Raw genomic sequence first — 12,298 nt, 5'->3', positions numbered from 1 at the left:
TAAAGCGCACCCCCGTGGCGGCTTTGCCGCCCTCCCCCTTGCAGGGGGCGCTACCAGCAGCCCGGCAGAGCCGGTTCTGCGGTAGCCCTGAACAAGCCCGCTCCTTCCTGTGAAGTTGCGGGCTTATTTATTGGCACAACGCCCGAAGCGCCGGCAGGTCCAGGATTTCAAGTTCACCGCGCTGGATGCGTACGATGTGTTGCGCCTTGAGGGTGTTGAGGATCTGGTTGGTAGTTTGGCGCGAGACACCAATCATCAGCGCCAGTTCTTCCTGCGTGATGGCCAGTACGCGCCGGGTGCTGCCGTCTTCGGTGCGCTGGCCATAACCCTGGGCCATGCCCACCAGGCGGCGCGCTAGGCGCAGCGGGGCGCTCAGCACGGTTTGTTCTTCCATGCTCACAAAGGCCATGCGCAGCTTGTCGGCCATCAGCACGGCCAGGTCGCGCCAGTGCTGCGGGTGGGCCTGCAGCCAGGCCAGTAGCTCCTCGTGCGGCACCTGCAGCAGGGTGCTAGGCTCCGCCGCATGGGCGTGGTGGGTGCGGGCGGAGCCATCAAACACCGAGATTTCCCCAAACCATTGCGGCGGCGTCAGCACCACCAGCAGGGCCTCGCGTGCATCGTTGCGCTGGCCGCTCTGGCCCGAAATGCGGATGGCGCCGCTTACCAGCGCATACAGCCCGCAAGGCGCACTGTCACGCAGGAATAGCGCATCGCCCGTTTGCAGTGTGCGCAGCTTGGCCATCTGCAGCAGAGCCTGCGAAAACGCGCCCGGAAGTTGGGCGAACCAGCGCCCGGAATTCAGCACGGGCAGGTAGCGGGACAGGTCGGGCATGACGGGCAGGGCCTGGGTCTAGTGGTTTGTACGGATGACGCGTTTTGTGTCGGCTACCCGACAGACGTGGTGCCGAGGCTAAGCCCATGATTGCGCTACGTCAACCCAGAAGCACGCAGGAGACCGCCATGAAAACCCTGACCGACCACCTCACGCAGTACGCCGCCTACCACCAGGACCACCGCAACGTGGTCACCCACTTTGTGGGCATTCCCATGATTGTGCTGGCGGTCACCATCCTCCTGTCGCGCCCGCAGTGGCAGATGGGTGCGCTGATGCTGAGCCCCGCGGTGCTGGTGGCGCTGGCCTCCAGCTGGTTTTATGCCCGCCTGGATGCGCGCTTTGGCATCGTCATGGCCATGCTGTTGGCCGTCTCCCTGGCGGCCAGTCAGTGGTTTGCCGCCCAAAGCACCAGCGTCTGGCTGGGCTGGGGCGTGGGCCTGTTTGTGCTGGGCTGGGCCATCCAGTTCTTGGGCCATTACTACGAAGGCAAAAAGCCCGCCTTTGTGGACGACCTGGTAGGCCTGCTGGTGGGCCCCTTGTTCCTGGTGGCCGAGACTGCCTTTCACTTCAATATGCGCACCGACGTGCGTGAAGAAATCCGCCGCCGTCTGGGCTCCGTGTCGGCCCCCACCGGTGTGGCGGCATGAGCTTTACTGCGGCGCTGCCCACGCTGTTGCTGATTGCGCTGGCCCTGGTCATGTTTGGCCTGGGCTTGTCCCTGTCGCTGGGTGACTTTGGCCGCCTGCGCGAGAACCCCAAGCCCGTGCTGCTGGCGCTGGCCATCCAGATGCTGGTGCTGCCCGGTGTGGCCTACCTGCTGATTGTGGTGATGCGCGTGGAGCCAGTGTATGCCGTGGGTCTGATGCTGCTGGCAGCCTCGCCCGGCGGGGTGTCGGCCAACCTGTTCAGCCATTTGTTTGGCGGCAACGTGGCTATGAACATCTCGCTCACGGCCATCAACACCGTGCTCTCCATCGTCAGCCTGCCGCTGATTGCCAACTGGGCGATTGCCAGCTTTGTGCAGACCGGTCAGGTCGTGCCACTGCAGTTTGGCAAGGTGTTTGAGGTGGTGGGGGTGATTTTGGTGCCGGTGGCCATTGGCATGGTGGTCAGCAGCCAGCGCCCAGCCTTTGCCCAGCGCATGGGCCAGCCCATGAAGGCCTTCAGCGCCATTGTGCTGGCCTCCTTCTCCATCATCGCCATTGCCAAGGAGTGGACGGCGCTCACCGAATCTTTCTCCAGCCTGGGGCCGGTGGTGCTGGCCTTCAACCTGCTTAGCCTGCTCTCGGGGTATTACCTCTCGCGCTGGGCGGGTCTGGACAAACCCGTGGCCACCGCCGTGAGTTTCGAGATCGGCATCCACAACTCCACCCTGGCCATCTTTGTGGCGCTGTCGGTGCTGGGCAACTTCCAGCTGGCGTTGCCGGCGGCCATTTACTCGGTCAGCATGTACCTTACCGCCACGGCGTTCGGGTTTCTGGTGCTGCGCCGCTCTTCCTAGAAAGTCTTGCCATGACAACTTTGACGGTTCATAAATCCGTGGCCCTGCTGCTGGCCGGGGCGCTGCTGTCGCCGCTATCCACCTTGGCACAAAACACTGCCCAAGGCACCGTGCAGGCAGCACCCCAGGCTGCAGCCGCCGGCCCCAACGTTACGGTGGAGGGTGTTCCATTCGAGCGTGAAATCCAGTTGGGTGGCTCCACCCTGAAGCTCAATGGCGCGGGCGTGCGGACCCGGTTTGTGTTCAAGGTCTACGCAGCGGCCCTGTACATGCCGGTGCCTTCCGCCACGTCGACCGACGTGTACATGTCCAAAGGCCCCAAGCGCCTCAAAGTGAGCTTCTTGCGTGAAATCGACTCCACCACCTTGGGCAAAACCATGTCCCAGGTGATGAGTGACAACCTGCCACGCGAGCAGTTTGGCAAGTGCATTCCGGGCATTGTGAAGTTGGGTGAGCTCTTTGCTGACAAGAAAAAAATGATTGCTGGTGAGATGTTCACCGTCGACGAATTGCCCGGCAAAGGCACCGTCATCAGCATCAACGGCAAGCTTGCAGCTGAAATCTCCGAACCTGAGTTCTTCACCTGCCTGATGCACAACTACTTTGGCGACCGCCCTGCAGACGCCAGTCTCAAAACAGCACTGCTGGGCGGCAAATAAGGCCTGTGCGGGCGGGTTAAGCTCAACGTCCCGCGCCAAGAGCGCAGCGCTTGAGCAACCTGCATGCATTCCGGAGTGATTTACGCGGCCCTGGCCTACACGGCCTGGGGCCTGTTCCCCATTTTTTTCAAACAGTTGGCCTCGGTCAACGCCTTTGAGGTGGTGATGCACCGCACCGTCTGGTCGCTGGTGTTTTTGCTGGGGGTGCTGGCGGTGCGCAAGCACTGGGCCTGGCTGGGTACGGCGTTGCGCGCCCCGCGGGTGCTGGGCGCCTTTGTGCTCTCGGCCGTGCTGCTGGCCGCCAACTGGTGCACCTATGTGTGGGCCGTGCAAAACGCCCATGTGCTCGACGCCAGCCTGGGCTACTTCATCCTGCCGCTGGTGAATGTGGCGCTGGGCTTTGTGTTCCTGCACGAGCGCCCGCGCCCCGGCCAGTGGCTGGCGGTGGCCGTGGCGGCAGCTGGGGTGCTCTGGCTCACGGTGCAGGCCGGGCGCCTGCCCTGGGTGGCGCTGGTGCTGGCCATCACCTTTGGCTTCTACGGTCTGCTGCGCAAAGTGGGCGCCTTGGGTGCACTCGAAGGCCTGACGCTGGAAACCCTGGTGCTCAGCCCCTTGGCCGCGGGCTGCCTGCTGTGGTGGGGCTGGCATGGGCAGGGCGCCCTGGTGCAGGCCGACACCGCCACCGTGGGCTGGCTGCTGCTGGGCGGGCCGCTCACGGCCATTCCGCTGTTGCTGTTTGCGGCGGGTGCGCGCCGCGTCAGCATGTCCACCATGGGCATCTTGCAGTACATCTCTCCCACGCTGCAGCTGCTGATCGGGGTGTGGCTCTACGGCGAGCCGTTTGAACCGGTGCGCGCCGTGGGCTTTGGCCTGATCTGGGCGGCACTGGTGGTCTATAGCCTGGAAGGCTGGTGGAATAGCCGCCGCACTTGAGTGTCAAATTAGCCTCTAAGGCGCGTGGATATTGCGCAAGTAGCTACTAAATAAATAGCAAATCAAGGTGCCGTTGCAGGGAGCTTGCCGTACACGGTCTGCCACTGGCGGCGGATGTGTTCGGTAGTTGCTGTTTCCTGCCCCAGCAGGCGCGCGCTTTCCAGCAGTGCGCCAATCACCCGGGGCTCGGGTGAGTAGTGCAGCGTCTGCAGGGCGTCGGCATACAGCGCGGCGGCATTCTCGGGCGTGGGGCTGGTGGTGGTCACGCGGGCAAAACGCACCATGTCGCGGAACAGCCAGGAGTTGCTGACCTTGGCCAGCGTGTGTTCGCGGTAGGCCTGTGCCCGGTGCGCTGGCGGCATGAACAGCTGGCCCACGCGCCAGTAGTCCCAGCCCACGTAGGCCGCCGCAGCCAGCAAGCCGGTGGCCGCCAACAGGCTCAGTGGCAAGTGGCCCGCTTCACGGGGCGCCGCAGGCGCGCCATGCCGCGTGCGCCACAGCAGCCACCCACACAACAACGTGGCGATCTGAAACGGCCCGTACCACAGCGGGTACTCCAGCAGGCTGTGCAGCACCATGGTGGCCAGGCCCGCCCAGGCCATTTGTCGGGCCGGTGTGGTGTCGCGCCAGGGCGTGGCCCACAGCACCGCTGCCAGTGCCCCGCCGCACAGCAGCAGCGCAGCTGGCACACCCAGCTCCACGGCCAAATGCAGGGGCAGGTTGTGGGCGTTGTCCAGCAGCTCGCAAAAACGCTCGCCCTGATAAGGCGTGATGAAGTGCGCAAACTTGAGTTCATCCCAGCCCCAGCCCAGCCAGGGTTTGTGGGCCGTCAGCTCCAGCACATTGCTCCACAGAATGGTGCGGCTGCCGCAATCCGAGCTTTCCTGAAACCGCTGCAATGCGCCTTTGCCCACCTGTCCGGTCGCAGCCTCCAGCTCCAGGGGGAGCGCCCAGGTCGCCAGCACGTACAAGCCCGCTGCCAGCAGGGCCCACCCCAGCACGCTGCGCCGCCCGTGGCGCCCCCACAACCAGGCCAGCACCACCAGGCCCAGCCACTGCAGCACCCCCGTGCGGGAGCTGCTGGCAGCGTTGCCCAACGCCAGCACTACCAGCGCCATGAACAGGCAAACTCGGCGCACGGCCGGTTGTCGGGATGGCTGGTGCAGGTGCTCTGCGGCCAGGTACAGCAGGGCCACCAGCCCGAGCGAGGTAAGTGACGCAAACTGGTTGCGCTGGCGCAAGTTGGCATAGGCCTGCCCCGGGGTGGAGGCGCTGATCCAGCCATGAAACACCAGACCCTCGGCACCAAAGTACTGCAACACGCCAGCGCCCGCACTCAGCAGCGCAGCCAGCAGCCAGCCCCAGGCCAGCGTGTGCGCCAAAGCGCGGGCACTCACTCGCGGCCCATAACCCACCCACGCCACCAGCAGCACCGCGCCACAGCCCACCGACAGCAGGCGCTGCACCATCTCGGGGGTGGGGCCCCAGGTCACCGGACTGAGCCAGGGCGCCACCATGGCCAACACGGTCACAGCGGTCCACAGGGCCAAGCTCTGCGCCCGCAGTACGGGCGTGGAGTAACGCGACACTGTCACGGTGTCCAGCAGTTCTGCTCGGTGCGTACGTCGTTGTGCACCCAATATTCGTTGCCGCCAGTGAGCGTGAACACGCCACCCAGACCACCCGCCCGGGCTACGCCGTACCCCGCGCCCAACGCCTGCGCACAGGCCGCATCGGCCGCGCTGCGGGTGTCGAACTGGCTGCCGCGCACATCGTCGGGGGTGGCACGCACATCCTGGTAGCCACTGCTGGCTTCGGTTACCAGCTTGGCGCAGGCCAGCGGGCGTGGCGTCACACAGCTTTGTGGCTGCACACACTGAAAGCCGCAGTTATTCAGGTCTTTTGCTGCCGCAGGAACCACCACCACACTGCCCGTGGGGGTGCCTGCCGCCAGCGTGGTGCCCGATGCCGTTTGTACTGGCGGCAGCGTGGCCAGCACCTGGGCATTCGCGTCCAGTTGGGCCGCCACATCGGTCATCGCCTTCAGCACTTCGCCCCGGCAAATCCGCCCCACCTGTACGGGCGACGTGTCACTCACACAATCGTAAAAAATCCCGGTGGCACTGCGCACAATCGGCACATACCGCAGCTGCACCACGCGCCCATCGACCTTGGCGTCCAGTGTCACCAGCAAAGTGCTGTCGGCCTGCAGCGCCCAGCTCTTCACGCCGCTTTTAGGCGGCACTGCAGGCAACTCCAGATCCCCATGGACTGCGGGTTGCCGTTGCTTCAGGTAGTGCGCGTGCAGGGGCTGCATCAGCGCTGCGGTACCACTGACTGCCCAATCCTCGTAGCGCTCCAGATTGATACGCGCCGTCTCGCTCCCCAGTCGCGACCAGCTGAAAAAGATCAGCAATGGCAATGCCACCGCCAACAGCAAACCCCAACCGCGCAAACGAGACATAGTGCCTGCTTTCTTCTGTTATTCGAGATGCTGCGCGAGCTGTTCGCACAGCAGGGCCAGCCCGGCTTGGCTGGCCTCGCCCATCAGGCATATTTGCAGCCAATTGCGTTGCAGCAGGTAGCCGCTGGCGTAGCTGCATTCCAGGCCTGCCTCCAAGAGGGCATCCCCCAGCGCTTGCGACGAAACCCCTTTTGGTAGCGCCAGGGTAAACACCCCCGGCGAACGTGCTGCACCCTGCACCACCTGGGGCAAGCCCAGCTGCTGCAAGCGCGGCTCCAGCCAATCGCCCAGCAGGGCGCGGGTGGCCGCGCGTGGCGCCTGCGGGCGGCGCAAAGCGCTGGCCAGGGCTTCCAGTAGCAGTGACGAGCCGCTGTAGGGTTGCCCCTGCTGCTTGGCATAGGTCCGCAGGTCCAGATAGGCTGGCAGGGGGCGGGTTGTGGCCGTGGGCTGCGACTGAAGCAGCGCCGGGTTGTAAAACACCAGTGCCAGCCCGGTCAGTGCGCCCAGGCCCTTGCCGCTGACGGCGCTGGCCATGCGGACCCCGCCCCAGTCGCAGGGCAGCACCCCCAGTGCGCTGATGCCGTCCCAGTGCGTGAGCACCTGCCGCGCATCACACACCGCCTGTATCTCCTTCACCGGATTCACCTGACCGGTCGACGTTTCGCAGTGCACACACCACAGCCAACGGATGTCGCGGTCATCGTCCAGGCGCTGCGCAATGGCGTCGGGGTCGATGGCCTGGCCCCAGGGCAGCTGGTGCGCCACGTGGGCAATGCCAAAGCCTTGCGCATGGGCCAGCAGCCGCTCCCCAAACTCGCCGTTCGACACGATCAGGCCCTTGCTCCCCAACTGGGCAATGTGCGCAGCCACCACATCGTTGGCCAGCGTCCCCGTGCCCATGAGCACCTCCACAGCCTGCGTGTGGGTCAGGGTGCGCAGCCGTTCCTTGGTCTCGTCCAGCAGCGAGGCATACCGCTGGCTGCGGTGCGAATACACCGGCAGGCGTGTGGCCGCTTCCACTTCCGGGTGCATGGCTACCGGGCCGGGCAAAAAGCAATGGCGCGCCCCCACAGGCGCGGCTTCCATGGCGGCACGCACCGGCAGTGCGCGCAGCTGGCGGTTGGCGGTAGCCCGCGTCATGAACATGGGTTGGTAACGCGCTCCTTCGCTGCCTACCGGCTCGGCAAAGGGCTCAAAGCCCAGCTTGGTGTACAGGGGAATGTTCTCCAGTCGCCCGGAGATCAGCGCGCGGTCAAACCCTTGTGCCACGCAGTGTGCAAACAAGGCCCGGAACAGCTCGCGCAGCACCCGGCTGTGCCGGTGGCTGGGTTCAATGGCCAGCAGCCGAATTTCGCACAGCGACTCCCCCGGCAGCACGTGCGCATCCAGGTCCGGCAGTTTGGCATCCAGTGAAAAAGGCCGTTGATTGCGCAAGGCCAGCATGCCCACAATAGCCGCGCCGTCCTTGGCAATGAAGTAGGTGTTCTCCTGGTGGAACTTGTCCACCAGGGCCCGGTCGGGGTTGCTCTGGTGTTGGGGGATTTCTTCTACGAAGGTGGCGTAGTTCAGCCGTGCGATCCCGTCAAACTCGTCCCCGGTGTCGGCAATCTTGACCTGCAGCTCGCCTCCGCGCATTCGGCGACTCACAGTGCCTTGTTGAACAGCGGGTGCAGCGTGCTGTGTTTGCCGTCAAACACCTCGTGCCCTTCGTCAATCTGCAGGGTGATGCCCAGCGGCTTCTGCGCCAGCAGCGTGGCAAAGTGCGCGCCCACCGCCGCCGTGAGCGCATCGCCCATCTGCTTTTGCAGTGCCGCGCTGCGCCCGCGCGCAATGCGCAGGTTCAGGTACACAAAGCCATAGTCGCCCTTGCCGTCGGCCACTGCGCTGTGGGCTGCCGGGTAGGCCAGCACCCGCACACCGCCGGTGGGAAACACCTGCTTGCCGCTCTCATCGCGCTGCGCCAGCATGGTGTCGGCCATGCTGCGGCACAGGGCCGACATGTCGGTCTCGCGGTCCAGGTTGGCGGTGTAGAGAATGACCAGATGGGGCATGGAGGGTTTCCTGTAGAACTTTCGTTTATACAAGAAAAAGGCCGCTAGCCCCTGTTGTATATGCGCAAGCAGCTATGGCTTTCATAGCATTCGAGCTCGCTCAGCCCGCTGCCATGCGCAAACGCCGTGCGGCATCTTCGGCGCGTGCGTCGTCAATCTCGCGCAGCACGCCCGCCATGTCCACATCGGCGTTGGCACGCTCGTAGTGGCCCGTCAGTGGTGTCTCGTTACTCAGCAGGCCACCTTGGTACAGGCTCCATATCTCGGGGCCGTAGTCGGTGGCCAAGAGCGCGGGCGCAAACTGCCCAAAGAAGTCGCGCAGGTTGGCCACGTCACGCATCAGCATGCGCTGGGCGTGGTTGTTGCCTGCAGCGTCCACCGCTTGGGGCAGGTCGATGATCACCGGAAAGTCCACATCGTCCGCACTGGCCAGCAGGATGTTGAACTCCGACAAGTCCCCATGCACCACACCCGCACACAGCATGCGCACCACCTCGGCCACCAGCGTGGCGTGGTGTTGCAGCGCTTGGGCTTCGGTAAACGCCACATCGTTCAGGCGCGGGGCGGCGTCGCCGTTCGCATCGGTCACCAGCTCCATCAGCAGCACACCATCGTGAAAATTGATCGGTTGCGGCACACGCACGCCCGCTGCGGCCAGGCGGTACAACGCGTCGACCTCGGCGCTTTGCCAGGCGGCTTCTTGTTCCTGTCGGCCAAACTTGCTGCCCTTGGCCATGGCACGGGCCGAGCGCGAGTTTTTGACCTTGCGGTTCTCGGTGTAGTCCACTGCCTGGCGGAAGCTGCGGTGCGTGGCTTCTTTGTAGATCTTGGCGCACAACGTTTGATCGCCCGCGCGCACCACAAACACCATGGCCTCCTTGCCACTCATCAGTTGCCGTACCACGGTGTCGATCAGGCCCTCTTCAACGAGGGACTGCAGTCTGGGGGGCGCTTTCATGGCCTGCCGTGCTCAGCGGCGCGGCAGCGACCAGCCGGCCTTCTGGTTGGCCGGGTTGTTTTCGTAGTCCCAGATGGAGCCACAGCGGTCGCAGCGGTAGCGCGTCACGGTCACAAAACGGCCGGCCCGTTCTTCCTCGCGGTTCTCTCCCTGCACCAGCTCGGCATGGCCGGGGGCGCGGCGCCAGTTGCGCTGGATGCCACGGCAGGGTTCGCACAGGGCGGCTTCGCGGGCTTCCGCCTCGGCTTTGTATCTATCGGTCATTGGGGAGTCTTTGGCAGCGCCGTCGGTTGGATGAGCCCCGATTGTCGCCGCCCTGCGGCTCAGAGTGCACGCCCGTCGTGGTGGTGTACCGGAATGTTGTAAACATCGACACCTTCCAGGCAGCGGATGTTCACCGCCGCCATCGCTGCGCCATCCGGCCCGACGCCTTCGCCAAACGGATGCATGCCGCAGGTCGGACAAAAGTGGTGTCGGATCACGTGTTTGTGGAAGGTGTAGCTGCGCATGGCCTCGGGTGGCGTCGTCAGCCGCAACTGCGCGCGCGGCACAAACCACATCAGCGTGCCCTTGCGCTGGCAGATGGAGCAGTTGCAATCGACGGCGCCCGTCAATTCGCCCTCCACCTCAAACGCGATCTGCCCGCAGTGGCAGCTTCCCTGGTAGGTCTGGTTCATGGGGTTTCCTTTCAGGGCGCGATCACCATCCAGCCCACGCCAAAGCGGTCTTCCAGCATGCCAAAGGCCGGGGACCAAAAGGTGGGCCCCAGCGGCATGGTCACCTTGCCGCCGGGCAGTAGTGCGGCAAAACGCTGTGCCGCTTCGTCGGGGTTGGCCACACTCAGCGACAGGCAAAAGCCCTTGAAGCTGGGCTGCGTATCGCTGTTGCCGTCCGACACCATCAGCGCCAGCTCGCCAATGCGCAGGTTGGCGTGCATCACCTTGTGCTCAAACCTCGCCGGAATGGCGCCGGGCGGTGGTGGGTCCGGGGCGTCGTTCATGCGCATCAAAAACGTCACCTCCGCACCCAGCGCCTCCTGGTAGAAGGCGATTGCCTCGTCACAGCGGCCGTTAAAAAACAGGTAAGGCTCAACTTTCATGGGGACCTCATTGGTGGACAGCGGGGCCATCGGTAGCGTGATGGTGTCGCTTGTGTACGCTGTCCACAAAAGAATAGCAAACATAATGGACGCTGTCCACATTCGAGTGCCATGCCCGCTGCGTCCTCCCCTCCCGCCCGTCAAACCTACCGCCATGGCGACCTGCGCCGTGCCCTGCTCGAAGCCGGTATTGCGCTGGCCCGGGCGGGTGGTCCGGCCGCTGTCACGCTGCGCGAGGCCACCCGCCGCGTGGGGGTGGCCCCCAACGCCGCCTACCGCCACTTTGCCAACCAGCAGGACCTGCTGCTGGGCGTGCGCGCCCATGCCTTGTCGGGGGTGGCGCGCGCCATGGAGGCCGCGCTGGCCGCCCTGCCCCCGGGTCTGTCACCGGCAGACCATGCCCGCGCCAGCGTGCGCGCTGTTGGCACTGGTTACTTGCGCTACGCCAAGGCCGAGCCGGGCCTGTTTCGCACCGCCTTTGCGCTGTCCGACAATCTCATTCAGGCCACGCCCGAGTGGCCCACCGCTGGCGACAGCGGCCGCAACCCGCACGAGCTGCTGTGTGATGCGCTGGACTTGCTGGTGCAAGCCGGTGCCATGCCCGCCGCCCGCCGCCCGGGGGCCGAGGTGCTGGCCTGGTCGGCTGTGCACGGCCTGGCCATGCTGGTGATCGACGGCCCCTTGGCCACGCCCGTGGGCCCGCACTACGAGATGTTTAGCCAGCGCCTTCTCACCATGGTGGAGCAAGGTCTGTAGCCGCAGCTCCCCGCCCGATTCGACCCAAAAATGGGACAGTGAAAGCCAAGCGCGTGCTCTAGCAAAGTGCTCGGGCCACCCTTACCCTTGGTGCATCGGCTCGCATACGGCGGCCCCCTCTGCATCAGGAGTTTCCGCATGCAAACCCTCGCGCCCACCCAGGCCCGTCCCATCGTTCACCGCACCCGTGGCAGCAGCCACGGCCCCATCACGCGCCTGGTCAGCCCCGGCGATATGGGCCAGCTGCTCAAGCCCTTTATCTTTCTGGACCGTTTTGAGGTGGCCGCAGGCAGCCCACCGCCGCGGTTTGGCATGCACCCGCATTCGGGCATTGCCACGCTCACCTACCTGATCAGCGGCCAGACCGCTTACGAAGACACCACCGGTGAACACGGCGCCCGCGGCGTGTTGCCCCAGGGCGGGGTGGAATGGATGATGGCGGGCGGAGGTGTGTGGCACACCGGCACGCTGGACAACCACGCGCGCGTGCTGGGCTTCCAGCTCTGGGTGGCCATGCCGCCCGCGCTCGAATTGGCCGAGGCGCACAGCCTCTACCTGGACCCTGCAGATGTGCCGCAGGCGGGCCCGGCTCGTGTGTTGTTGGGCAGTTATGGCGGCCACACCAGTCCCATTGCCGCGCCGTCCAACATCAGCTACCTGGGAGTGCACCTCAAAGCCGGGGAGACCTGGCGTTTTGAACCACCCGCCGGCCACAGCGTGGCCTGGGCTGCCGTGGGCGAAGGCGAACTCACCGCGCCCGCTGCGCTGCGCACCGGCGACCTGGCCGTGTTTGAAGACGCTGGTGGCGCGATTGAATTTGAGACGCAGGCCGACACCGACTTCGTACTCGGCTCGGGGGTGTTGCACCCGCACGATCTGTTCACCGGGCCGTACTCGGTGCACACCAGCGAGGCTGCGCTGCAGCGCGGCCAGGCCGGCATCCGTGAACGCGCCCAAGTGCTGCGCCAGCAAGGCCGTCTGTAGGGCCCATGCGGCTGACGGCTCAGGCGATGCTGTGTAAAAATACAGTATTCAAGATCTG

Annotated in this window: 15 protein-coding genes; 6 read left to right on the top strand and 9 right to left on the bottom strand. The window is 65.0% G+C overall.

Annotated elements, in window-relative coordinates; all coding sequences use genetic code 11:
• Positions 1-127: 127 nt before the first annotated feature.
• Positions 128-832 carry a Crp/Fnr family transcriptional regulator gene (locus U5O12_RS13705; protein ID WP_322579179.1) on the bottom strand — a complete coding sequence of 235 codons (705 nt, stop codon included), beginning with the start codon at positions 830-832 and terminating at the stop codon, positions 128-130.
• A 128-nt stretch (positions 833-960) separates the two neighbouring features.
• On the opposite strand from U5O12_RS13705, the gene U5O12_RS13700 reads away from it, so the two are divergent.
• From U5O12_RS13700 to rarD, 4 genes are all read left to right on the top strand, one after another.
• Entirely contained in the window at positions 961-1,482 is a 522-nt protein-coding gene (locus U5O12_RS13700; protein ID WP_322579178.1) for a DUF962 domain-containing protein, read from the top strand.
• Positions 1,479-2,336, top strand: a complete 858-nt coding sequence (locus U5O12_RS13695) for a bile acid:sodium symporter family protein (protein ID WP_322579177.1) — start codon at positions 1,479-1,481, stop codon at positions 2,334-2,336. Before U5O12_RS13700 ends, U5O12_RS13695 begins: the two co-directional genes overlap by 4 nt.
• An 11-nt stretch (positions 2,337-2,347) precedes the next feature.
• A complete protein-coding gene (locus tag U5O12_RS13690; RefSeq protein WP_322579176.1) occupies positions 2,348-2,995 on the top strand; it encodes a chalcone isomerase family protein in 648 nt (215 codons plus the stop codon).
• Positions 2,996-3,058: 63 nt separating this feature from the next.
• Positions 3,059-3,928 carry an EamA family transporter RarD gene (rarD, locus tag U5O12_RS13685; RefSeq protein ID WP_322579175.1) on the top strand — a complete coding sequence of 290 codons (870 nt, stop codon included), beginning with the start codon at positions 3,059-3,061 and terminating at the stop codon, positions 3,926-3,928.
• Positions 3,929-3,990: 62 nt separating this feature from the next.
• On the opposite strand, the gene U5O12_RS13680 is transcribed toward rarD, so the two are convergent.
• From U5O12_RS13680 to U5O12_RS13645, 8 genes are all read right to left on the bottom strand, one after another.
• Positions 3,991-5,523, bottom strand: a complete 1,533-nt coding sequence (locus U5O12_RS13680; RefSeq protein WP_322579174.1) for a PglL family O-oligosaccharyltransferase — start codon at positions 5,521-5,523, stop codon at positions 3,991-3,993.
• Positions 5,520-6,392: a hypothetical protein gene (locus U5O12_RS13675; RefSeq protein ID WP_322579173.1), complete on the bottom strand. Its 873-nt coding sequence runs from the start codon at positions 6,390-6,392 to the stop codon at positions 5,520-5,522. The genes U5O12_RS13680 and U5O12_RS13675 overlap by 4 nt, the downstream gene beginning before the upstream one ends.
• A gap of 18 nt (positions 6,393-6,410) precedes the next feature.
• Positions 6,411-8,027 (bottom strand): aminotransferase class V-fold PLP-dependent enzyme, encoded by a 1,617-nt coding sequence (locus U5O12_RS13670; protein ID WP_322579172.1) that lies wholly within the window; start codon positions 8,025-8,027, stop codon positions 6,411-6,413.
• Between the two features lie 8 nt (positions 8,028-8,035).
• Positions 8,036-8,443: a 5-carboxymethyl-2-hydroxymuconate Delta-isomerase gene (locus U5O12_RS13665; RefSeq protein ID WP_322579171.1), complete on the bottom strand. Its 408-nt coding sequence runs from the start codon at positions 8,441-8,443 to the stop codon at positions 8,036-8,038.
• Between the two features lie 100 nt (positions 8,444-8,543).
• Positions 8,544-9,401: a PA4780 family RIO1-like protein kinase gene (locus U5O12_RS13660; RefSeq protein ID WP_322579170.1), complete on the bottom strand. Its 858-nt coding sequence runs from the start codon at positions 9,399-9,401 to the stop codon at positions 8,544-8,546.
• Between the two features lie 12 nt (positions 9,402-9,413).
• Positions 9,414-9,665 carry a hypothetical protein gene (locus tag U5O12_RS13655; RefSeq protein WP_322579169.1) on the bottom strand — a complete coding sequence of 84 codons (252 nt, stop codon included), beginning with the start codon at positions 9,663-9,665 and terminating at the stop codon, positions 9,414-9,416.
• Between the two features lie 59 nt (positions 9,666-9,724).
• Positions 9,725-10,078 (bottom strand): GFA family protein, encoded by a 354-nt coding sequence (locus U5O12_RS13650; RefSeq protein WP_322579168.1) that lies wholly within the window; start codon positions 10,076-10,078, stop codon positions 9,725-9,727.
• 11 nt (positions 10,079-10,089) lie between these two features.
• Entirely contained in the window at positions 10,090-10,500 is a 411-nt protein-coding gene (locus tag U5O12_RS13645; RefSeq protein ID WP_322579167.1) for a VOC family protein, read from the bottom strand.
• A 111-nt stretch (positions 10,501-10,611) separates the two neighbouring features.
• Between U5O12_RS13645 and U5O12_RS13640 the strand changes: the two genes are divergently transcribed.
• Both U5O12_RS13640 and U5O12_RS13635 read left to right on the top strand, forming a co-directional pair.
• Positions 10,612-11,256 (top strand): TetR/AcrR family transcriptional regulator, encoded by a 645-nt coding sequence (locus U5O12_RS13640; RefSeq protein ID WP_322579166.1) that lies wholly within the window; start codon positions 10,612-10,614, stop codon positions 11,254-11,256.
• A 138-nt stretch (positions 11,257-11,394) separates the two neighbouring features.
• Entirely contained in the window at positions 11,395-12,240 is an 846-nt protein-coding gene (locus U5O12_RS13635) for a pirin family protein (protein WP_322579165.1), read from the top strand.
• Positions 12,241-12,298 lie beyond the last annotated feature (58 nt).

It is taken from the genome of Rhodoferax sp. (assembly GCF_034519335.1).
In the GTDB taxonomy this organism is placed as follows: Bacteria; Pseudomonadota; Gammaproteobacteria; order Burkholderiales; family Burkholderiaceae_C; genus Allorhodoferax.
This window is presented reverse-complemented; position numbering and strand designations above follow the sequence as displayed.

Coding starts and splice junctions, on each gene's coding strand:
- U5O12_RS13700 (WP_322579178.1), top strand. CDS start 961: ATGAAAACCCTGACCGACCACCTCACGCAGTACGCCGCCTACCACCAG.
- U5O12_RS13665 (WP_322579171.1), bottom strand. CDS start 8,443: ATGCCCCATCTGGTCATTCTCTACACCGCCAACCTGGACCGCGAGACC.
- U5O12_RS13640 (WP_322579166.1), top strand. CDS start 10,612: ATGCCCGCTGCGTCCTCCCCTCCCGCCCGTCAAACCTACCGCCATGGC.
- U5O12_RS13635 (WP_322579165.1), top strand. CDS start 11,395: ATGCAAACCCTCGCGCCCACCCAGGCCCGTCCCATCGTTCACCGCACC.
- U5O12_RS13690 (WP_322579176.1), top strand. CDS start 2,348: ATGACAACTTTGACGGTTCATAAATCCGTGGCCCTGCTGCTGGCCGGG.
- U5O12_RS13675 (WP_322579173.1), bottom strand. CDS start 6,392: ATGTCTCGTTTGCGCGGTTGGGGTTTGCTGTTGGCGGTGGCATTGCCA.
- U5O12_RS13705 (WP_322579179.1), bottom strand. CDS start 832: ATGCCCGACCTGTCCCGCTACCTGCCCGTGCTGAATTCCGGGCGCTGG.
- U5O12_RS13660 (WP_322579170.1), bottom strand. CDS start 9,401: ATGAAAGCGCCCCCCAGACTGCAGTCCCTCGTTGAAGAGGGCCTGATC.
- U5O12_RS13670 (WP_322579172.1), bottom strand. CDS start 8,027: ATGCGCGGAGGCGAGCTGCAGGTCAAGATTGCCGACACCGGGGACGAG.
- U5O12_RS13655 (WP_322579169.1), bottom strand. CDS start 9,665: ATGACCGATAGATACAAAGCCGAGGCGGAAGCCCGCGAAGCCGCCCTG.
- U5O12_RS13645 (WP_322579167.1), bottom strand. CDS start 10,500: ATGAAAGTTGAGCCTTACCTGTTTTTTAACGGCCGCTGTGACGAGGCA.
- U5O12_RS13695 (WP_322579177.1), top strand. CDS start 1,479: ATGAGCTTTACTGCGGCGCTGCCCACGCTGTTGCTGATTGCGCTGGCC.
- rarD (WP_322579175.1), top strand. CDS start 3,059: ATGCATTCCGGAGTGATTTACGCGGCCCTGGCCTACACGGCCTGGGGC.
- U5O12_RS13650 (WP_322579168.1), bottom strand. CDS start 10,078: ATGAACCAGACCTACCAGGGAAGCTGCCACTGCGGGCAGATCGCGTTT.